Source organism: Kitasatospora sp. NPDC051170, assembly GCF_044455705.1.
GTDB lineage: Bacteria > Actinomycetota > Actinomycetes > Streptomycetales > Streptomycetaceae > Kitasatospora.
Genome location: NZ_JBITFA010000027.1, coordinates 37,038 through 56,854, shown reverse-complemented (window position 1 = coordinate 56,854; position 19,817 = coordinate 37,038). Strand labels below are relative to the sequence as shown.

Genomic DNA, 19,817 nt, shown 5'->3' with positions numbered 1-19,817 from the left:
CCCCACCGCCTTGGCGACGCCTTGGTCAGGCCTTGACCTGCTCCGCCGCCGGGGCCGGGTGCACGGCCTCGTCCTCGATGTGCCGGGCCCTCGCCGCGCGCAGGCCGAAGAGCATCTGGGGCACCAGGAGCAGCGCCAGGAAGCCCAGCGGGCCGTACCACTCGCCGGTGACGTCGTAGATCCGGCCGATCAGGATCGGGCCGGGGATGGAGATCAGGTAGCCGATGCCCTGGGCGAAGGCGGACAGTTGGGCCACCCCGCCGGCCGTGCGGGCGCGCAGGCCGATCATCGTCAGCACCAGCGGGAAGGCGCAGTTGGACAGGCCCACCAGGACGCACCACAGCCAGGACGCCCCGGCCGGGGCGATCGCGAGGCCCGCGTACCCGGCGATGCCGCAGGCGGCGAGCACCACGACGAACAGCCGCTGGTCGCCGCGCCGGGCGGCCAGGTTGGGCAGCACGAAGGAGACGGGCACGCCGATCACCATGGTGACGGCGAGCAGCACCCCGGAGGTGCCCTTGTCGATGCCCGCGTCCTGGAAGATCTTCGGCAGCCAGCCCATCACCACGTACGCGCCGGTGGCCTGGAGGCCGAAGAAGCAGGCCAGGGCCCAGGCGGTGCGGCTGCGGGTGATCGGCAGCTTGACGGGGGCGGCCGAGCCGGCGGCCTTCTCGCCGCGCTCGCGGCGGGAGAGCAGCACGGGCAGCCAGAGCAGCAGGGCCACGGCGCCGAGGGCCGCCCAGACGCCGAGGCCGTAGCGCCAGTCCCCGCCGAGGGAGCCGGTCAGCGGGACGGTGACGGCGGCGGCCAGCGCGGTGCCGGCGGACAGCGCCATCGAGTACAGGCCGATCATCGGCCCGACCTTCTCGGGGAAGTACCGCTTGATCACCACGGGCAGCAGCACGTTGGAGACGGCCACGCCCGCCAGGGCCAGCGCGGTGAGCAGCAGGAAGACGGCCGTGCCACCGGCGAAGGAGCGGGCCAGCACGCCGGCGGTGATCGCCCCCATGCCGGCGGTGATCACGGCGATCGGGCCGACGCGCCGGGCGATGGTGGGCGCCGCGAAGCCGAAGACGCCGAAGCAGAGCGAGGGGACGGCGGTGAGCAGCCCGGCGAGGGTCGGGTTCATCCCGAGGTCGGCGCGGACCTGGTCGAGCAGCGGTCCGAGGCTGGTGACGACGGGGCGCAGGTTGAACGCGGCGGCGGCGATGGCGATCGCGAAGAGCCAGACGCCGTACGTCCCGGCGGGCTTGGAGGGCCGCTCGGTCCGTGGTGGCGCCTCGTGGCGGGAGGTGGCTGTGGTGTCTGCTGCGGGTGGCATGAGCGCCATCATAGAATGATGGGATGAATTGCCGCACCTCGGTATTGACATGATGTGCCGACCGTTCATCCTCCGGACACACAGACACGGACACACGGACACACGGACACACGGACATACCCGCCCCGGACCCCGCCCCCGGCGCGGACCCACACCCAGACCCACGCCCAGACCCACGCCCAGACCCACGCCGTAGAGCCGCAAGGAGACCCCCGTGGCGCTGTCCTCTCCGAGGCGCACCCCGCTGTCCGACCAGGTGATCGCGCAGCTGCGCGCCCAGATCACCTCCGGCGAGTGGCCCGTCGGCTCACGCATCCCGACCGAGGCGGCCCTGGTCGACCAGCTGGGCGTGGCCCGCAACACCGTCCGTGAGGCCGTCCGCGCCCTCGCGCACAACGGGCTGCTGGACATCCGCCAGGGCTCCGGCACGTACGTCCTCGCCACCAGCGAGCTCGCCGGGGTGATGCACCGCCGCTTCGCCGACGCTCCCCAGGCCCAGGTCGCCGAGCTGCGGGCCGCCCTGGAGACCTCCGCGGCCGGGCTCGCCGCCGAGCGGCGCACCGAGCGCGACCTCGCGCTGCTGGACGCCGCCCTCGGCCGCCGCGAGGACGCCTGGCACTCGGGGGACGCCGAGGCGTTCGTCCAGGCCGACGCCGCCTTCCACCAGGCGGTGGTGGCCGCCTCCCACAACGACGTGCTGCTCGCCGTCTACGCCGACCTCGGCGAGGTCACCCGCGAGCACCTGCGCAACGACGTCGGCCCCGAGCTGATCGCCGACCGCTACATCGGGCACGACGCCATCCTGGACGCCATCCGCGGCCGGGACGCCCAGCGCGCCTCCGTCGAGGCGGGCCGGGCCATCGGCGCCTGCTCCGCCGCCGAAGCGGCCGGGGCTGCCGGAGCTGCCGGAGCTGCCGGAGCTGCCGGGGCGGCCTGAGAACACCTGAGGACGACAAACGCCCGGCACCCCTCCTCGGGGGTGCCGGGCGTCCGTACGTACGCGGGCGCGGGCCTCAGGCGCCGATGGCGTGCAGGCCGCCGTCCACGTGGATGATCTCGCCGGTGGTCTTCGGGAACCAGTCCGACAGCAGCGCGACGATGCCGCGACCGGCCGGCTCCGGGTCGGCCAGGTCCCACTTCAGCGGGGAGCGCTGGTTCCAGGTGTCGGCCAGCTCGGTGAAGCCCGGGATGGACTTGGCGGCCATCGAGCCGATCGGGCCCGCCGAGATCAGGTTGCAGCGGATGTCCCGCTCGCCCAGGTAGCGCGCCAGGTAGCGGTTGGTCGCCTCCAGCGCGGCCTTGGCCGGGCCCATCCAGTCGTACTGCGGCCACGCGAACTGCGCGTCGAAGGTCAGGCCGACGACGGAGCCACCGTCCTGCATCAGCGGCAGCAGCGCCGTGGTGAGCGACTTCAGCGAGTACGCCGAGACGTGCATCGCGGTGGCCACGGACTCCCACGGGGTGTCCAGGAAGCCGCCGCCCAGCGCGTCCGCCGGGGCGAAGCCGATGGAGTGGACGATGCCGTCCAGGGTCGGCAGCTCCTCGCGGACCTTGTCCGCCAGGCCGGCCAGGTGCTCCGGGTTGGAGACGTCCAGCTCCAGCACCTTGACGGGCTTCGGCAGCTTCTTCGCGACGCGCTCGGTCAGGCTGGGGCGCGGCCAGGCGGTGAGGATGATCTCCGCGCCCTGCTCCTGCGCCAGCTTGGCGGTGTGGAAGGCGATGGACGACTCCAGCAGCACGCCCGTGATCAGGATGCGCTTGCCTTCGAGGATTCCGCTCATGCTCAGTGACCCATGCCCAATCCGCCGTCCACGGGGATGACGGCTCCGGTGATGTACGCGGCCTCCTCCGACCCGAGGAACCGCACCGTCGAGGCGACCTCGGCCGGCGCGGCGTAGCGGCCCAGCGGCACGCCCGAGACGATCTCCGCGCGGCGCTCGTCGCTGAGCACGGCGGTCATGTCGGTGTCCACGAAGCCGGGGGCGACCACGTTGACCGTGATGTTGCGCGGGCCCAGCTCGCGCGCCAGCGACCGGGCGAAGCCCACCAGGCCGGCCTTGGAGGCGGCGTAGTTCGCCTGGCCCGGCGAGCCGGACAGGCCCACGACGGACGAGATCAGGACGACGCGGCCCTTCTTCGCCCGCATCATCAGCTTGGAGGCGCGCTTGACCACCCGGAACGTGCCGGTCAGGTTGGTGTCCAGGACGGAGGTGAAGTCCTCCTCGGACATGCGCAGCAGCAGGGTGTCGTTGGTGATGCCCGCGTTGGCGACCAGCACCTCGACCGCGCCGTGCTTCTCCTCGATCTCGGTGAAGGCGGCGTTGACCTGCTCGGCGTCCGTGATGTCGCAGCGCACCGCGAGGACGTCGAACTTGGCCAGCGCCTCCGGCACCTCACCCGAGCGGCTGGTGATGGCGACCTTGTCGCCGCCCTCGGCGAAGGCCAGGGCGATCGCGAGGCCGATGCCCCGGTTTCCTCCGGTGACGAGAACCGAGCGGCTCAACGATCCACCTCTTCCCGTGTCAGCGCGTACGTCGGAATGCGTACGCCCTGTGACGCTATCGGGCGCCCGGCGGCGTCAGCGCATCGGGCTCCGACAGCGCCACACCTGCGGAACTGTCGCAATCCGACAATCCGAGGCCGCCCGGCGGCCCCTCGAAAAGCCGTCCCGGCCGAAGCGGCCGCCCGGGAACAACACGGCCGGGACGCCCGTTGCCCCCGTGGTGCGGAACGACCCGGGACCGGCCGTACCGTCCCCGAGGCGTCCCGGCGAGCGATGAAGGCAGCGCCCATGAGCAAGGCACGGCCCGGCGGCACCCACCGGCGCGGAGGACGACTGGCCCTGGCCGCCCTGGCGGCGGGCCTCGGCGCGGCCGCATGGTCGCTGCGCGACCTGCCGGCGGCGTTCGGGCGGCGCCCGGACGCCGAGCACGAGGACCGGGTCCGCGAGTCGCCGCAGTTCCGCGACGGCGTCTTCCACAACGCGCCCTCCACGCTCGCCCGCGCCTCCGAGGCCCCCGGGTTCGACGCCGGCACCGCCCGCCGGATGATGTTCGAGCGCGGCGGCCGCGTCCCCGCCCACCCGGTGCCCACCGTCCGCCCCGCCCCCGAGGACGGCCCGGTCGGCGAGGGCGTACGGATCACCTGGTACGGGCACGCCTCCGCGCTGGTGGAGCTGGAGGGCTTCCGGGTCCTGCTCGACCCGATCTGGAGCGACCGCTGCTCGCCCGCCGCCCACGTCGGCCCCAAGCGGCTGCACCCGGTGCCCGTCGAGCTGGAGGAGCTGCCGCCGGTCGACGCCGTGCTCATCTCGCACGACCACTACGACCACCTCGACATGGCCACCGTCAAGCGCCTGGTGCGCAGCCAGTCCGCGCCCTTCGCGGTGCCGCTGGGCATCGGCGGCCACCTGCGGCGCTGGGGCGTGCCCGAGCACCGGATCATCGAGCTGGACTGGGACGAGACCTGCACCCTCGGCGACCTCGTCCTCACCCTCACCTCCGCGCACCACTTCTCCGGCCGCGGCCTGACCCGCAACACCACCCTGTGGGGCTCCTGGGTCATCGCCGGCCCCACCCGCAGGGTCTTCTACACGGGCGACTCCGGCTACTTCGAGGGCTACGCCCGCATCGGCGAGCAGCACGGCCCCTTCGACGCCTCGCTGGTGCAGATCGGCGCGTACGACGCCGCCTGGGCCGACATCCACATGACCCCCGAGGACGCCGTCCTCGCCCACCGCGACCTGCGCGGGGGCCTGCTCGTCCCCGTGCACTGGTGCACCTTCAACCTGGGCCTGCACCCGTGGGCCGAGCCGGTGGAGCGCCTCCTGAAGGAGGCCAAGGCGCAGGCCGTCCCGCTGACCGTGCCCCGCCCGGGCGAGCGGGTCGACGTCGACAACCCGCCGGAGCTGGACGGCTGGTGGGAGATCGTCTCCTGAGGCACACCCTGGCGACGGTGACACCGGCCGAAATGCGCTGGCCGGAAACCCCGTGGACGGGAAATGATGCGGTGCGGCGCGCCCTGTGCGCCGCCGCACCGCCACCCTCCGCGACCTGGGAGCCCGATTGCCTCCGATCCCTCCGGCCGACCGCGCCGGCGCCCCTGACGGGCGCGCCGTCGACGAGCTGTTCCTCGCCCTCCCCCTGCGCACCCTCGCCGACGCGGCCCTCACCCGGGCCCGGGAGCTCGGCGTCACCCACGCCGACTTCCGGCTGGAGCGGGTCCGCAGCGCCTCCTGGCGGCTGCGCGACGCCCGCCCGGCCGGCACCTCCGACAGCGTCCAGCTCGGCTTCGCCGTCCGGGTGCTGCTGGACGGCGCCTGGGGCTTCGCCGCCGGCGTGGACCTCACCCCCGGCGCGGCCGTGCGGGTCGCCGAGCAGGCCGTCGCCGTGGCCCGCCTCTCGGGCGGGATCAGCCGGGCGGCCGGCTCCACCGAGCGGGTCGAGCTGGCGGAGGAGCCCGTCCACCGGGACGTCACCTGGGTCTCCTCCTACGAGGTGAACCCCTTCGAGGTGCCGGACGCCGAGAAGACGGCGCTGCTCGCCGAGTGGAGCTCGCGGCTGCTGGCCGCCGAGGGCGTCTCCCACGTCCAGGCGAGCCTGCTGACCGTCCAGGAGAACAAGTTCTACGCGGACACCGCGGGCACGGTCACCACCCAGCAGCGCATCCGGCTCCACCCCGGCCTGGAGGCCACCTCCGTCGACGAGCGCACCGGCGCCTTCGACACCATGGCCACCCTGGCCCCGCCGGTCGGGCGCGGCTTCGAATATCTCACGGGGGTCCGGGGGTCGTCCCCCGATGGACAGAGCCTGCGGGGCACGGGCTGGGACTGGGACGCCGAGCTCGCCGAGCTCCCCACCCTGCTGGCCGAGAAGATGAAGGCCCCCAGCGTCGAGGCCGGCCGCTACGACCTGGTCATCGACCCGTCCAACCTCTGGCTCACCATCCACGAGTCCATCGGCCACGCCACCGAGCTGGACCGCGCCCTCGGCTACGAGGCCGCCTACGCCGGCACCTCCTTCGCCACCTTCGACCAGCTCGGCTCGCTGAAGTACGGCTCCGAGCTGATGCACGTCACCGGTGACCGCACCGCCGAGCACGGCCTGTCCACCATCGGCTACGACGACGAGGGCGTGGCCACCCAGTCCTGGGACCTCATCAAGGACGGCACCCTGGTCGGCTACCAACTCGACCGCGGCATGGCCAAGTTGAAGGGCTTCGAGCGCTCCAACGGCTGCGCCTTCGCCGACTCCCCGGCGCACGTGCCCGTCCAGCGCATGGCCAACGTCTCGCTGCAGCCCGCCGCCGGCGGCCCGGACACCGCCGGGCTGATCTCCCAGGTGGAGAACGGCCTCTACATCGTCGGCGACCGCTCCTGGTCCATCGACATGCAGCGCTACAACTTCCAGTTCACCGGCCAGCGCGCCTACGCCGTGAAGAACGGCGAACTCGCGGGCCAGGTCAAGGACTTCGCCTACCAGGCCACCACCACCGACTTCTGGGGCTCGATGACGGCCGTCGGCGGCCCGCAGACCTACGTCCTCGGCGGCGCCTTCAACTGCGGCAAGGCGCAGCCCGGCCAGGTCGCGGCGGTCAGCCACGGCTGCCCCTCGGCGCTGTTCCGCAACGTCAACGTGCTCAACACCCAGCAGGAGGCGGGTCACTGATGACCGACCTGACCACGACCCGGCCCCACGAGCTCGTCGAGCTGGCGCTGAGCCTCTCCCGCGCCGACGGCTGCGTGGTGATCGCCGACGAGGAGTCCACCGCCAACCTGCGCTGGGCCGCCAACGCCCTGACCACCAACGGCGTCACCCGGGGCCGGCGCCTCACCGTGATCGCCACCGTCGACGGCGCCGAGGGCACCGCCTCCGGCGTGGTCTCCCGCGAGGCCGTCACCGCCGAGGACGTCGAGTCCCTGGTCCGCGCCGCCGAGGACGCCGCCCGCGCGGCCGGCCCCGCCGAGGACGCCCAGCCGCTGGCCTCCGGCCTGCCGGTCTCCCCGGGCTTCACCGAGCCCCCGGCGGAGACCTCCATCGCCGTGTTCGACGCCTTCGGGCCGGCCCTGGGCGAGGCCTTCGCCCGCGCCGCCGCCCAGGGCGAGCTGCTGTACGGCTTCGCCCGGCACGAGATCGTCACCAGCTACCTCGGCAGCTCCACGGGCCTGCGGCTGCGCCACGACCAGCCCACCGGCATGGTCGAGATCAACGCCAAGACGGCCGACCTGTCCGGCTCGGCCTGGGCCGGCGCCGCCACCCGGGACTTCACGGACGTCGACCTGCCCGCCCTGCACGCCGAGCTGACCAAGCGCCTGGGCTGGGGCGCGCGCAAGGTCGACCTGCCGGCCGGCCGCTACGAGACGCTGCTGCCGCCCTCGGCCGTCGCCGACCTGATGATCTATCTCAACTGGTCCTCGGGCGGCCGCGACGCCCACGAGGGCCGCACGGTCTTCTCCAAGGCCGGCGGGGGCACCCGCGTCGGCGAGAAGCTCAGCCCGCTGCCGCTGACCCTGCGCTCCGACCCGCACGAGGAGGGGCTCGAGGCCGCGCCGTTCGTCCTCACCCACTCCAGCGGCGGGGACGTCTCGGTCTTCGACGACGGCCTGCCGATCACCGCCACCCAGTGGCTGCGCGAGGGCGTGCTCAACGACCTGGTCACCAGCCGCCACGGGGCCGACCTCACGGGCCTGCCGCTGCGCCCGGCCGTGGACAACCTGGTGCTGGAGACGGCCGACCAGGCGTCCGCGCCCACGCTGGACGAGATGATCGCCCGCACCGAGCGCGGCCTCCTGCTCACCTGCCTCTGGTACATCCGCGAGGTGGACCCGGCCACGCTGCTGCTCACGGGCCTGACCCGGGACGGCGTCTACCTCGTCGAGAACGGCGAGGTCGTCGGCGCGGTCAACAACTTCCGGTTCAACGAGTCCCCGGTGGACCTGCTGGGCCGGATCACCGAGGTGGGCCGCACCGAGCGCTGCCTGCCCCGCGAGTGGAACGACTACTTCACCCGCACCGCGATGCCACCCGTGCGTGTCGCGGACTTCAACATGAGTTCGGTCAGCCAGGCTTCGTAGCCGCTGGCCGACGGGGGGATACGAGAGACATGGACGAGAAGCGCACGGTCAGGACGAGCAAGATGCTCTCCCGCATCCTGCGGCACGACCCCGGGCGGGTCGGCGTCGAGCTCGACGAGGCCGGCTGGGTCCGGATCGACGTGCTGCTCGCGGCGCTGGCGGCCAAGGGCAACCGGCTGAGCAGGGCGGAGCTGGACCACGTCGTGGCCACCAACAACAAGCGCCGCTTCGGCTACTCGGCCGACGGTCTCTCGATCCGCGCGAACCAGGGCCACACGGTGGCGGTCGACCTCGGTCTGGCCGCCGCCGTGCCGCCCCCGGTGCTCTACCACGGCACCGCCGACCGCCACCTGGCGGCGATCTTCCACGAGGGCCTGCGCCCGATGGCCCGCCAGGACGTCCACCTGTCGGCGGACACCGAGACCGCGACCAGGGTCGGCGCCCGGCACGGCCGCCCGGTGGTGCTGACGGTCAACGCCGCCGCGATGGCGGCGGCGGGGCACGAGTTCCGCGTCAGCGAGAACGGCGTCTGGCTCACCGACGCCGTCCCCCCGCAGTACCTCTCCCGCCGCTCCTAGCACGGGGCCTGCCCCAGCACGGGGCCTGCCCCAGCACCGACCCGTCCGGCGCACCCGCCCTCGTCGCGGCCACCCCCCGGGCGTACCGTGAGAAGGTCGTGCGGCGAGGCGCGCGGGCGCGTGGACGAGGGCGGTTGGACACATGGGCAAGAGCGGCGACGAAGTCTTCCGGATCACCGGGGCGCGCAGCAGCCTCAGCGAGGACGTCAGGGGCCGTCAGCGCCGCTACGTCGCCTCGATGCTGCTGCGCACCGTGTGCGTACTGCTGGCCGTGGTGCTGTGGGACGTCCAGCGCTGGCTGGCGTTCGGCGCCCTGGCGGGCGCGGTGCTGCTGCCGTACTTCGCGGTGCTGGTCGCCAACGCGGGCCGGGAGCGGGCCCCGGGCCTGCCGAGCACCTTCGACATCCCAGCCGGCACCCCGCTGATGCTGGGCCCCGGTGGTAGCGGTGGTGCGGGTGCGACGGCCGGGGCAGGCGGTGCGGGCGGTGCGGGCGGTGCGAAGAAGGACGCCACCGAATCTTCACAGGACGTGAACTGACTGCCCGTTCTGTACGTTTCCGTTCGGAAATGGCGACCGGAAAGCTCAAAAGAACCTCAGATTAATCTTGCAGGACCTCCCCAACCGAGCCCCTCCACGTGACATACTGCGTACGCGCTCCGCATCCCCCGTCGGAGCGACGGACCGACGCCGGGCGGCTCCCCCCGTGGCTGCCCGGCGTCGCCATGCCCGCTCCCCCGGCGGCCGGGCCCGCGTGACAGATCGCGCGTGAAAGACTGGCGGTGCGGAACCACCCGCCAAGCTCCGAGGACGGCCCGATGGACACCCCGATCTGCTCCGCCAAGGGCTGCCGGGCCGACGCCCTGTGGGTGCTGGTGTGGAACAACCCCAAGCTGCACACCCCGGACCGCCGCAAGACCTGGCTCGCCTGCGACGAGCACCGCGAGCACCTCTCGCAGTTCCTGAGCGTGCGCGGCTTCCTCAAGGAGGTCGTCGCCTTCGCCGACTGGACCCCCGAGGCTGCCGAGAGTTAGCCGCCGGCGGCTAACCGCCGATCGCGGACATCGGCCGCTCCGGCTGGTGGAACTCGGGGTCGTCGATTCCGGCCCCGGCCTTCTTCCCCCACATCGCCGCCCGCCACAGCGCCGCCAGTTCGGCGTCGTCGGCCCCCGAGCGCAGCGCCGCGCGCAGGTCGCTCTCCTCGGTGGCGAACAGGCAGTTGCGCACCTGCCCGTCCGCGGTGAGCCTGGTCCGGTCGCAGGCCCGGCAGAACGGCCGGGTGACGGAGGCGATCACGCCCACCCGCCCGGCCCCGCCGTCCACGATCCAGCGTTCGGCGGGCGCCGCGCCCCGGCGGGCGGAGGGCTCCGGGGTGAGCGAGAACCGGGCGCCGAGCCGCTCGAGGATCTCCTCGGCGGTGATCATCGCCGAGCGGTCCCAGCCGTGCTGGGCGTCCAGCGGCATCTGCTCGATGAAGCGCAGCTCGTAGCCGCGCTCCAGGCACCAGGCCAGCAGGTCGAGCGCCTCGTGGTCGTTGACCCCGCGCATCAGTACCGCGTTGAGCTTGACCGGCGTCAGCCCGGCCTCCTCGGCGGCGGCGAGCCCGTCCAGCACGTCCTGGAGGCGCCGGCGGCGGGTGAGGGTGTGGAACACCTCGGGGTCGAGGGTGTCCAGGGAGACGTTGACCCGGTTCAGCCCGGCCTCGCGCAGCGCCGCGGCGGTGCGGCCCAGGCCGATGCCGTTGGTGGTCAGCGACAGCTCCGGTCTCGGCTCCAGCTCGGCGCAGGCCGCGACGATGCCGACCAGCCCGGGGCGCAGCATCGGCTCGCCGCCGGTGAAGCGCACCTCGCGCACGCCCAGGTCGCGCACGGCGATCCCGACCAGCCGGACGATCTCCTCGTCGGTGAGCAGCTCGGGCTTGGCGAGCCAGCTGAGGCCCTCCTCCGGCATGCAGTAGGTGCAGCGCAGGTTGCACCGGTCGGTGAGGGAGACCCGCAGGTCGACGGCCTGTCGTCCGAAGCTGTCGAGCAGCATGTGGCGCCCCTTCCCGAGTGTGCGGCCGGTGAACGCACCGACCCGGCCCACGCCGCACGGGCGGGGCCGGGCCAGCATAGTCACGTGGAACGATCAGTGGGCGCCCAGTCCGGTCAGTGAGCGGACCTCCAGTTCAGCGTACTTCGCCTCGTCGGCGGGTTCGCCGGACAGCAGGGTGCCGATCCAGCCCGCCAGGAAGCCGACCGGGATGGACACCAGCCCGGGGTTCTCCAGCGGGAACCAGTGGAAGTCCACGCCCTGGAACAGGGAGTTCTTGCCCCCGGAGAGCACCGGGGAGAAGATCACCAGCACCACGGAGGTGACCAGCCCGGCGTAGACGGAGCTGACGGCGCCCGCGGTGTTGAAGCGCTTCCAGAACAGCGAGTAGAGCAGGGTCGGCAGGTTCGCCGAGGCGGCCACCGCGAAGGCCAGGGCGACGAGGGCGGCGGTGCTGAGCTTGCCCGCGTAGAGGCTGAGCACGATGGCGACCGCGCCGATCGCCACGGCCGCCCACTTCGCGGACCGCACCTCCTCCTTCTCGCTGGCCTTGCCGCGCCGGATCACGTTGGCGTAGAGGTCGTGGGCGAAGGAGGCGGAGGAGGCGAGGGTGAGCCCGGCGACGACGGCCAGGATGGTGGCGAAGGCGACGGCCGAGATCACGGCGAGCATCACCGCCCCGCCGGTGGTGCCGCTGCCGCCGCCGAGCTGCTCGGCGAGCAGCGGGGCCGCGGTGTTGCCGGAGACGGTCTTGCCCTCGACGGCCGCCATGCCCTTCCTGCCGACCAGCGCGGCCGCGCCGAAGCCGAGGGCGAGGGTCATCAGGTAGAAGACGCCGATGATGCCGATCGCCCAGAGCACCGACTTCCGGGCGGTCTTGGCGGTGGGCACGGTGTAGAAGCGCACGAGGATGTGCGGCAGGCCCGCGGTGCCGAGGACCAGGGCGATCCCCAGGCTGATGAAGTCCAGTTTGGAGGTGTCGTTCGCCCCGTACTTGAGCCCCGGTTCGAGGAACTGCGCGCCCTTCCCGCTGGCGTCGGCGGCGGCGCCGAGCAGCTCGGAGGGGTTGAAGTGGTACTTGGCGAGGACGAGGACGGTCATCAGGGCGGCGCCGGCGATCAGCAGCACCGCCTTGACGATCTGCACCCAGGTGGTGCCCTTCATGCCCCCTATCACCACGTAGATGATCATCAGGGCGCCGACGGCGAGGATGGTCCAGCGCTTGGCGCCCTCCCCGGTGACGCCGAGCAGCAGGGCCACCAGGGCCCCGGCGCCGACCATCTGGGCGAGCAGGTAGAAGATCGACACCACGATGGTGGAGACGCCCGCCGCGGTGCGCACCGGCCGCTGGCGCATCCGGAAGGCGAGCACGTCGGCCATGGTGAACCGGCCGGAGTTGCGCAGCGGTTCGGCGATCAGCAGCAGGGCGACCAGCCAGGCGACCAGGAAGCCGATCGAGTAGAGGAACCCGTCGTAGCCGTTGAGGGCGATGATGCCGGCGATGCCCAGGAAGGACGCGGCGGACATGTAGTCACCCGAGATGGCCAGGCCGTTCTGGAATCCGGTGAAGCCGCGGCCGCCGGCGTAGAAGTCGGCGGCGCTGCGGTTCTGGCGCCCGGCCCAGACGGTGATGACCAGGGTGGCCGCCACGAACAGCCCGAAGAGGGACATCGTCAGGCCGCGGTGCTCGGTGGCGGAGCTGGCGAGCAAGATCATTCGGCGGCCTCCCGGGGGGCGTGGACGACGGCGCCGTACGCCTCGCGGATCGCGGCGGCGGGCGGGTCGATCCGCCGGTCGGCGTAGCGGGCGTACCAGGCGGCGATGGCGAAGGTGGACGCGAACTGCAGGAGCCCGAACACCATCGCGAGGTTGACGTGGCCGGCGACCTTCGTGCCCATCAGCCCGGGCGCGTAGCAGGAGAGCAGCACGTAGAGCAGGTACCAGAGGACGAAAGCGATGGTGACGGGGAAGGCGAAGCTCCGGAACGAGCGCCGCAGGCTCCTGAACTCCTCGCTGTCGTCGATGAGTTGGACTTCCGTGGGGGACGTGGTGATCGGCGGGGAATCCACCCTTACTCCTCACTCCTTCGGCGTAGCGTCGCACGTGGGGAACGATCGAACGTGAGGGGCGTCACAGTTCTCGTGCGCGCCGCGCAATGCTAGGAGCGTGGTGCCCACCCCGGAAGGGGTTGACCGCGATCAGCCAGCCGTTCACCCCTGCGCACTATCCGAATGGCCGAAAACCACCACCGTCTCCACATGCGGAAGGGGTGACACCGCCCAGGCGGTGCCACCCCTTCCGATGTCGGACCGGCCGACGCCGTGTCAGAACGCGATACGGACCTTCAGCGCCGAGCGGTCGTCCATGGCCCGGTAACCGTCCGGAACGCCGTCCAGGTCCACGGTGCGGTCGAAGACCAGGCCCGGCTCGATCGCGCCCGAGAGCACGTCCGGCAGCAGCTCGGGGATGTACGCGCGGGCCGGGGCCACACCTCCGTTGAGGGAAACGTTTCGGCCGAACATCTGACCGATGTCGACGCCGGCGCTGCCGCCGTGCGGCACCCCGACGTACCCGACGGCGCCGCCGTCGCGGGCGATCGAGACGGCCGTACGCATCGACTCCTCCGTCCCCACCGCCTCCAGCACCGCGTGCGCGCCCAGCCCGCCGGTCAGCTCCCGCACCGCCTCGATCGCCGCATCGCCGCGCTCGGCCACCACGTCCGTCGCCCCGAAGCGCCGGGCCAGGTCCGTGCGCGCCGTGTGCCGGCCCAGCGCGATGATCCGGCCCGCGCCCAGCCGGTGCGCCGCCAGCACCCCGCACAGGCCCACCGCGCCGTCGCCGACCACCGCGACCGTGGCGCCCTCGCGCACCCCCGCCGAGACGGCCGCGTGGTGGCCGGTGGCCATCACGTCCGACAGCGCCAGCAGCCCGGGCAGCAGCTTCTCGTCCCCGGCCGCCTCCTTCGGCAGCTTCACCAGCGTGCCGTCCGCGAACGGCACCCGCACGGCCTCGCCCTGCCCGCCGTCCGAGCCGACCTGACCCCAGAAGCCGCCGTGCGGGCAGGAGGTCTGCAGCCCCTCGAGACAGAACTCACACACGCCGTCCGACCAGACGAACGGCGCCACCACGAGATCGCCCACCGCGAACCCGCGCACCTCGGCGCCCGCCTCCTCGACCACACCGAGGAACTCGTGGCCGATCCGCTGCCCGGCGACCCGCTGCGCCACCCCGCGGTAGGCCCACAGATCACTGCCGCAGATACAGGCGTTCAGCACACGCACGACCACGTCGGTCGGCTGCTGGATCACCGGATCCGGGACCTCTTCGATCCGGATGTCGTTCGGGCCGTGGATCACGGTGGCGCGCATGGAATCGTCCTTACGAAAGAGATGTACGAAGCCCCCCGGCTGATGTACGAATCCCCTCGTCGCCCACTCTATTCCGGCCGGTCCGCCCGAACATTTCGACCGGCCCCTTATCCTGTTGGACCATGCAACCGATCCAGCCCGAGACGTTCGGCGCACCGCGGACCGCCGCGGTCCCCGCCCAGCGCTCCGCCGCACCCTTCGCGGTGGTCGACGTCGAGACCACGGGCCTCGGCCGCTCGGACCGCGTCATCTCCGCGGGCGTCTACCAGCTGGACCACGACGGCGAGGTCACCGACCACTGGTACACCCTGGTCAACCCCGAGCGGGACCCGGGCCCGGTGTGGATCCACGGCCTCACCTCGGAGCTGCTCTCCGGCGCGCCCACCTTCCCGCAGATCGCCGAGGAGTTCGCCGAGAGGCTGCGCGGGCGCGTCCTGGTCGCCCACAACGCGCTCTTCGACTGGAACATGATCTCCCGCGAGTTCTCCCGGGCCGGCCTGCACGCCCCCGTCGAGCAGCGGCTGTGCACCATGGTCCTCTCCCGCGACCTGCGGCTGCCGCTGCCCAACGGCAAGCTCTCCTCGCTCGCCGCCCACTTCGGCGTCCAGCAGCGCCAGGCCCACAACGCCCTCGACGACGCCCGCGTCCTCGCCGAGGCGTTCCGCCCCAGCCTGCACCTGGCCCGCGACGGCGGCGTCCCCCTGCCCCTGCAGACCTGCGTGGCGGTCACCGACCTCGGCGAGGACGAACCCGCCGCCCCCGGCCGCGGCGGCTGGACCGGCTCCCAGTACCGCCAGGCCAAGAAGCGCCCGCCCTGCCCGTACCCCAACCCGGGGCGCTGGGAGGACGGCAAGCCGCTCGTCCAGGGCATGCGGATCGCCTTCACCGGCGACACCGCCACCGACCGGGAGCTCCTGGAGGACCGCGCCACCGAGGCGGGCCTGCACATCGCCACCTCCGTGAGCCGCCTCACCAGCCTGCTCGTCACCAACGAGCCGACCAGTTGGAGCGGCAAGGCGCGCAGGGCCCGCGAGGTCGGCACCCCCGTCGTCGGAGAGGACGCCTTCCTCCAGCTCCTGCGCGAGGTCGCCCCGCACCCCGGTGCGTGAGCCGGGTGTGAGGTCGGCGTACCGTTCCGGTGTGTACCGATTCCTGCTGACCCGCCAGTGGCTGATCACCGTCCTGATCGCGCTGCTGCTGATCCCCGCGACGATCGAGCTGGGATTCTGGCAGCTGCACCGCCACGAGGCGCGGGTGGCCCGGAACGAGCTGATCGGCAAGGCCCTCACCGCCGCGCCCGTCCCCTTCCACACCCTCTCCGGCGCCCCCGGAGCGACCGTCCCCAAGGACCTCACCTGGCGCACGGTGACGGCCACCGGGCAGTACGACACGGCACACGAGTTCGTCGTCCGCAAGCGCACCGACTCCAGCGGCAGCATCGGCTACTTCGTGGTGACCCCGCTCAAGCTCGCCGACGGCAAGGGCACCCTCCTGGTCAACCGCGGCTGGGTCGCCTCCGCCGCCACCGCCACCGAGTACCCGCCCGTCCCCGCCGCCCCGGCCGGCGAGGTCACCCTCACCGGCCGGCTGCGCGCCGACGAGACGTACGGCGACAGCGGCATCAAGGACCGCGCGGGCCTGCCCGACCGCCAGTTCAACCTGATCAACACCGAGGAGCAGTCCAAGGAGGGCGGCTCCCCCCTCCTCGGCGGCTACCTCGAACTCGCCGCCACCACCCCGGCCCCCGCCGACCAGCCCCAGCTCGTCCCCGAGCCCAACCACTCCGACATCGGGCCGCACATGGCCTACGCCATCCAGTGGTGGCTGTTCACCGCGATGATCCCGGTCGGCGTCGTGATCCTCGCCCGCCGGGAGGCCAAGGACCGCGCCCGGCAGGCCGCCGAGGCCGAGGTGTCCGCCGAAGCCGTCCCGGCCCAGGCCTAAAGCACCTCCTCCAGCTCGCGCAGCAGCCGGGCCTTCGCCCGCGCCCCCACCACCGAGCGCACGGGCTCCCCGCCCTTGAACACCATCAGCGTCGGCATCGACAGCACGCCGTACGCCGCCTGCGTCTCCGGGTTCACGTCCACGTCCAGGCTCACCACCCGCAGCCGGTGCGCCTCCTCCCGGGCGATGTCGGCCAGCACCGGCGCCATCATCCGGCACGGCGGGCACCAGTCCGCCGTGAAGTCCACCAGCACCGGCCCCTCCGCCTCCAGCACCTCCGCCGCGAACGTCGCGTCCGTCACCGCCGGCACCCCTGCGATCTCCATCGACTACTCCTCCTCGGTCAGTCCTCGGTCAGTCCTCGGTCAGTCCTCGGTCAGTTCACACAACGGCGGCTGCACGGAGGCCGCCAGCTCGTCCCGCGCCTGCACCGCCCGCTCGAACTGCCCCGCCACCTGCCGCCGGACGTCCTCCAGCCGGGCGATGCAGTCGTCCAGCTCCGCGAGCTTGCGCCGGTACACCTCCAGCGAGGCCGGGCAGGAATCCCCTTCCGGGTGCCCCGCCCGCAGGCACTCCACGAACGGCCGGGTCTCCTCCAGCCCGAACCCGAAGTCCTGGAGCATGCGGATCTCCCGCAGCAACCGGACGTCCGCGTCGTCGTACGCCCGGTACCCGTTGCCCGCCCGACGGGCCGGCAGCAGCCCCAGCTGCTCGTAGTACCGCAGCGTGCGCGTGGTCGTCCCCGCCAGCTCCGCCAGTTCCCCGATCCTCATGGCCGACCTCCCGTGCTCTCGAGTGACGACCGTAAACCTTCCCCCGGACGTCAACGCCAGCCCCGGGCGGCAAGATGGTCCCCATGGATCTCGGACTCAAGAACAAGGCGTACGTCGTCACCGGCGCCACCCGGGGCCTCGGCCTCGCCACCGCCCGCGAACTCGCCGCCGACGGCGCCCACGTGCTGATCACCGGCCGCACCCAGGCCGCCGTCGACTCCGCCGTCGCCGAACTGTCCGCCCTCGGCAGCGCCCAGGGCCTGGTCGCCGACAACGCCGACCCCGCCACCGCCGAACGTCTCGTCACCGAGGCCGGCGACCGCTTCGGCCGCTTCGACGGCGTCCTGATCAGCGTCGGCGGCCCCCAGGCCGGCACCGTCGGGACCACCCCCGAATCCGCCTGGCGCGACGCCTTCGAGTCCGTCTTCCTCGGCGCCCTGCGCATCGCCCGCACCGCCGCCGCCGAACTCCCCGAAGGCGGCGTGATCGGCTTCGTCCTCTCCAGCTCCGTCCGCCAGCCCGTCCCCGGCCTCGCCGTCTCCAACGGCCTGCGCCCCGGCCTCGCCATGGCCGCCAAGGCCCTCGCCGACGAACTCGGCCCGCGCGGCATCCGCGTCATCGGCCTCCTCCCCGCCCGCATCGACACCGACCGCGTCCGCGAACTCGACGGCCTCGCCCCCGACCCCGACGCCGCCCGCGAACAGGCGTGCGCCGCCATCCCCCTGCGCAGGTACGGCACCCCGGAGGAGTTCGGCAAGGTCGCGGCCTTCGCGCTGTCGCCCGCGGCGTCGTACCTGACCGGCGTGATGATCCCGGTGGACGGCGGGGCCCTGCGCACCCTCTAGGTGCGTGCCCCGGCGGCGACCGCCCGGCGGGAATCGTCAGACACGCCCTAGACCACGCGCGGGTGCTGCTTGCGCCGGCGCCTCGGCCACCGGTGCCGGTGCTCGACGGGGGCCGCCTGCAGCACCCGCACCCTCAGCTCGGCGGGCAGCTCGGGCAGCCCCAGGCTCGCCAGGGCGTCCGCCCGAGGCCCGTCCTCGAAGTGCGCCACCAGCCCCGCCGGGTCCCCGCCCGGCGTCAGCCGTACGGCGCCGCGCAGCCGGGGGTGCCGGGGCGCCCGCACCAGGCGCACCCCGGCCCGCTCCACCTCCGGCAGCACCGCCGTCCCGCTCTCCAACACCTCCTCCAGCGCCCGCGCCGCGACCCTCAGCTTGAGGCCCCCGGCCCCCGGAGTCGGCACCGCGATGCTGGAGAGCCCGCTGCGCCGCAGCTGCGCCACCAGCCACCAGACCGTGCCCACCACCAGCACCGACAGCCCGGAGATCACGGCGGGCCACCACCAGTCCTCCGCGACCCACCGCATCCGCGAGCGCTCACTCACCACCGGCTGGTCGGGCGAGGTCAACGGCCACCAGGACGGCGGCGCCACCCCCAGATGCCGGTACAGGTTCAACCCGCCCGCCAGCACCAGCACCCCCACCCCGAGCAGCACCATCCCCACCAGCCCCAGCACCACCCGGTTCACCACGCCGCGTCTCACACCGCCACCCGCTCCCGCTCAGGCCCGTCAGCCGCACCGGCGCCGCGTGCGGCGCGGACGTCCAGCCGCAGCTCCCGGGCCAGGCCGACCCTGGCCAGCTCGTCCCGCAGCTGCCGCTGAACCGACGCGGGATCGGCCGGGCCGGTCAGGCGCACCCGGACTCGCCTCCGGCGCACGCGGATGCGCAGGTCCTCGATGCCCGTCAGCCCTGCCGCCCGGTCGGCCAGCAGGTGGCCGACGCCGGCGCGGTCGATGGCCGCAGTGGTGTCGCCGTACGGGCGCAGCTGCAGCCACTTCCGCAGTCCGGGTGCGAGGGCCAGCCAGAGCAGCCAGCCGCCCAGCAGCACGGCCGCCCCGGCGCCGACCAGCACCCACAGGTCGTCGAGGTGACGGGTGGCCAGCTCGTCCGCGAGCTGCGCCCGCCACCGGCGGGCGGGCTGCCCGGCCCGGACCGCCACGACGTCGTAGAGCAGCGCCCCCGCCGCCACCAGCAGCGCGGTGGCGACCAGCGCCGCGGCGGCCGTTCGGGGCGCCCGCAGTCGCCGCACCTTCGCCGGCGGCGGCTCCTCGATGCCCTCGGCAGAACCCTCGGGGTCCTCGCTCACGAGGCCCCCCGGGGGATCAACTTCTCGACCACGACCACCACTTCCGACACCCGCGTCCCCGTCAGCCCCAGGACCTGCGCCGCCACCCGCTCCCGTACGCCCCGCGCCAGTGCGCCGAGGTCCGCGGGGAAGGGCAGTTCCACGCCCACCCGCACGGTCACCGTGCTGCCCGGGACGTGCACGGACACCGTGGGCGGCTTCCCTGCGACAGCGCGTCCGGCCCAGGCGGCGGCCAGGGCCTCGCGGGCGGCGGTGGCCGCGATCCGGGTGTAGACCCGGTCGGCGATTCTCAGGCGGCCTCGGGTGGCGGCGGCGCGGGAGGGGAGGGCGGCTGTGCCGCCGGCCGGGGGGGTCAACGACGCCGGTCCCGCCCGCGCAGCAGGTCACCGAGGTCGCCCAGCTCGATGTCCCCTTCCAGTACGCGCCCGAGCACGAAGCCGACCAGTCCGAGCGCCGCCACGAGCAGGAACGCCGCGAAGCCGCCGAAGTACCCGGCGAAACCGAGGGCCATGCCCACCACCAGGCCGACGATGGCCAGGTTCATCCGTTCCTCCTCGTGCTGTGGGTCCGTCCGGGGCTACCGT

Annotated in this window: 23 protein-coding genes; 10 read left to right on the top strand and 13 right to left on the bottom strand. The window is 73.2% G+C overall.

The features are described from left to right. Nucleotides 1-25 precede the first annotated feature (25 nt). Entirely contained in the window at nucleotides 26-1,321 is a 1,296-nt protein-coding gene (locus tag ACIBCA_RS35830) for a CynX/NimT family MFS transporter (RefSeq protein ID WP_396287349.1), read from the bottom strand. A 214-nt stretch (nucleotides 1,322-1,535) separates the two neighbouring features. Between ACIBCA_RS35830 and ACIBCA_RS35825 the strand changes: the two genes are divergently transcribed. Continuing rightward, on the top strand, nucleotides 1,536-2,258 hold the full coding sequence (locus ACIBCA_RS35825; protein ID WP_396287348.1) for a FadR/GntR family transcriptional regulator: 723 nt from the start codon (nucleotides 1,536-1,538) through the stop codon (nucleotides 2,256-2,258). Between the two features lie 76 nt (nucleotides 2,259-2,334). Here ACIBCA_RS35825 and fabI read toward each other — a convergent pair whose 3' ends face one another. Together fabI and fabG are read right to left on the bottom strand one after the other, a co-directional pair. Further along, nucleotides 2,335-3,102 (bottom strand): enoyl-ACP reductase FabI, encoded by a 768-nt coding sequence (gene fabI, locus ACIBCA_RS35820; RefSeq protein WP_396287347.1) that lies wholly within the window; start codon nucleotides 3,100-3,102, stop codon nucleotides 2,335-2,337. Between the two features lie 2 nt (nucleotides 3,103-3,104). Further along, complete coding sequence (gene fabG, locus ACIBCA_RS35815) at nucleotides 3,105-3,824, bottom strand: 3-oxoacyl-[acyl-carrier-protein] reductase (protein WP_396287346.1); 720 nt, start codon at nucleotides 3,822-3,824, stop codon at nucleotides 3,105-3,107. 288 nt (nucleotides 3,825-4,112) lie between these two features. On the opposite strand from fabG, the gene ACIBCA_RS35810 reads away from it, so the two are divergent. From ACIBCA_RS35810 to ACIBCA_RS35785, 6 genes are all read left to right on the top strand, one after another. Beyond that, nucleotides 4,113-5,258: an MBL fold metallo-hydrolase gene (locus ACIBCA_RS35810; protein ID WP_396287345.1), complete on the top strand. Its 1,146-nt coding sequence runs from the start codon at nucleotides 4,113-4,115 to the stop codon at nucleotides 5,256-5,258. A gap of 127 nt (nucleotides 5,259-5,385) precedes the next feature. Further along, nucleotides 5,386-6,987 carry a TldD/PmbA family protein gene (locus ACIBCA_RS35805; RefSeq protein ID WP_396287344.1) on the top strand — a complete coding sequence of 534 codons (1,602 nt, stop codon included), beginning with the start codon at nucleotides 5,386-5,388 and terminating at the stop codon, nucleotides 6,985-6,987. Next, nucleotides 6,987-8,393: a metallopeptidase TldD-related protein gene (locus ACIBCA_RS35800; protein ID WP_396287343.1), complete on the top strand. Its 1,407-nt coding sequence runs from the start codon at nucleotides 6,987-6,989 to the stop codon at nucleotides 8,391-8,393. Before ACIBCA_RS35805 ends, ACIBCA_RS35800 begins: the two co-directional genes overlap by 1 nt. Nucleotides 8,394-8,422: 29 nt before the next feature. Beyond that, complete coding sequence (locus ACIBCA_RS35795; protein WP_396287342.1) at nucleotides 8,423-8,971, top strand: RNA 2'-phosphotransferase; 549 nt, start codon at nucleotides 8,423-8,425, stop codon at nucleotides 8,969-8,971. 142 nt (nucleotides 8,972-9,113) lie between these two features. Next, a complete protein-coding gene (locus ACIBCA_RS35790) occupies nucleotides 9,114-9,509 on the top strand; it encodes a DUF3099 domain-containing protein (RefSeq protein WP_396287341.1) in 396 nt (131 codons plus the stop codon). 278 nt (nucleotides 9,510-9,787) lie between these two features. After that, nucleotides 9,788-10,003 carry a hypothetical protein gene (locus tag ACIBCA_RS35785; RefSeq protein WP_396287340.1) on the top strand — a complete coding sequence of 72 codons (216 nt, stop codon included), beginning with the start codon at nucleotides 9,788-9,790 and terminating at the stop codon, nucleotides 10,001-10,003. A gap of 10 nt (nucleotides 10,004-10,013) precedes the next feature. Here ACIBCA_RS35785 and moaA read toward each other — a convergent pair whose 3' ends face one another. The 4 genes from moaA to ACIBCA_RS35765 all read right to left on the bottom strand — a co-directional run bounded on the left by moaA (nucleotide 10,014) and on the right by ACIBCA_RS35765 (nucleotide 14,368). Further along, on the bottom strand, nucleotides 10,014-11,003 hold the full coding sequence (gene moaA, locus ACIBCA_RS35780) for a GTP 3',8-cyclase MoaA (RefSeq protein WP_396287339.1): 990 nt from the start codon (nucleotides 11,001-11,003) through the stop codon (nucleotides 10,014-10,016). Nucleotides 11,004-11,096: 93 nt separating this feature from the next. Further along, entirely contained in the window at nucleotides 11,097-12,716 is a 1,620-nt protein-coding gene (locus ACIBCA_RS35775; RefSeq protein WP_396287338.1) for a cation acetate symporter, read from the bottom strand. Next, the gene (locus ACIBCA_RS35770; protein WP_396287336.1) at nucleotides 12,713-13,069 is read right to left on the bottom strand and encodes a DUF485 domain-containing protein; all 357 of its coding nucleotides are present in this window, start codon (nucleotides 13,067-13,069) and stop codon (nucleotides 12,713-12,715) included. The genes ACIBCA_RS35775 and ACIBCA_RS35770 overlap by 4 nt, the downstream gene beginning before the upstream one ends. A 255-nt stretch (nucleotides 13,070-13,324) precedes the next feature. Next, nucleotides 13,325-14,368, bottom strand: a complete 1,044-nt coding sequence (locus tag ACIBCA_RS35765) for a zinc-dependent alcohol dehydrogenase family protein (RefSeq protein ID WP_396287335.1) — start codon at nucleotides 14,366-14,368, stop codon at nucleotides 13,325-13,327. 122 nt (nucleotides 14,369-14,490) lie between these two features. On the opposite strand from ACIBCA_RS35765, the gene ACIBCA_RS35760 reads away from it, so the two are divergent. After that, nucleotides 14,491-15,477 carry a DEDDh family exonuclease gene (locus tag ACIBCA_RS35760; protein ID WP_396287333.1) on the top strand — a complete coding sequence of 329 codons (987 nt, stop codon included), beginning with the start codon at nucleotides 14,491-14,493 and terminating at the stop codon, nucleotides 15,475-15,477. Nucleotides 15,478-15,508: 31 nt separating this feature from the next. Continuing rightward, nucleotides 15,509-16,312, top strand: coding sequence for an SURF1 family protein (locus ACIBCA_RS35755; protein WP_396287332.1), 804 nt, complete (start codon nucleotides 15,509-15,511; stop codon nucleotides 16,310-16,312). Here the strand turns inward: ACIBCA_RS35755 and trxA are convergent. Continuing rightward, a complete protein-coding gene (gene trxA, locus ACIBCA_RS35750; protein ID WP_396287331.1) occupies nucleotides 16,309-16,638 on the bottom strand; it encodes a thioredoxin in 330 nt (109 codons plus the stop codon). The genes ACIBCA_RS35755 and trxA overlap by 4 nt on opposite strands. 39 nt (nucleotides 16,639-16,677) lie before the next feature. Beyond that, nucleotides 16,678-17,085 (bottom strand): MerR family transcriptional regulator, encoded by a 408-nt coding sequence (locus ACIBCA_RS35745; RefSeq protein WP_396287330.1) that lies wholly within the window; start codon nucleotides 17,083-17,085, stop codon nucleotides 16,678-16,680. 83 nt (nucleotides 17,086-17,168) lie between these two features. On the opposite strand from ACIBCA_RS35745, the gene ACIBCA_RS35740 reads away from it, so the two are divergent. Continuing rightward, nucleotides 17,169-17,930 (top strand): SDR family NAD(P)-dependent oxidoreductase, encoded by a 762-nt coding sequence (locus ACIBCA_RS35740; protein WP_396287329.1) that lies wholly within the window; start codon nucleotides 17,169-17,171, stop codon nucleotides 17,928-17,930. A 47-nt stretch (nucleotides 17,931-17,977) separates the two neighbouring features. On the opposite strand, the gene ACIBCA_RS35735 is transcribed toward ACIBCA_RS35740, so the two are convergent. The 4 genes from ACIBCA_RS35735 to ACIBCA_RS35720 are packed head-to-tail and all read right to left on the bottom strand — an operon-like array spanning nucleotide 17,978 to nucleotide 19,777. After that, nucleotides 17,978-18,628 (bottom strand): alkaline shock response membrane anchor protein AmaP, encoded by a 651-nt coding sequence (locus ACIBCA_RS35735; RefSeq protein WP_396287328.1) that lies wholly within the window; start codon nucleotides 18,626-18,628, stop codon nucleotides 17,978-17,980. Next, on the bottom strand, nucleotides 18,625-19,233 hold the full coding sequence (locus tag ACIBCA_RS35730; RefSeq protein WP_396287327.1) for a DUF6286 domain-containing protein: 609 nt from the start codon (nucleotides 19,231-19,233) through the stop codon (nucleotides 18,625-18,627). Before ACIBCA_RS35730 ends, ACIBCA_RS35735 begins: the two co-directional genes overlap by 4 nt. Further along, on the bottom strand, nucleotides 19,230-19,589 hold the full coding sequence (locus ACIBCA_RS35725; protein ID WP_396287326.1) for a hypothetical protein: 360 nt from the start codon (nucleotides 19,587-19,589) through the stop codon (nucleotides 19,230-19,232). The genes ACIBCA_RS35730 and ACIBCA_RS35725 overlap by 4 nt, the downstream gene beginning before the upstream one ends. Further along, entirely contained in the window at nucleotides 19,586-19,777 is a 192-nt protein-coding gene (locus tag ACIBCA_RS35720) for a hypothetical protein (RefSeq protein ID WP_031070434.1), read from the bottom strand. The genes ACIBCA_RS35725 and ACIBCA_RS35720 overlap by 4 nt, the downstream gene beginning before the upstream one ends. Nucleotides 19,778-19,817 lie beyond the last annotated feature (40 nt).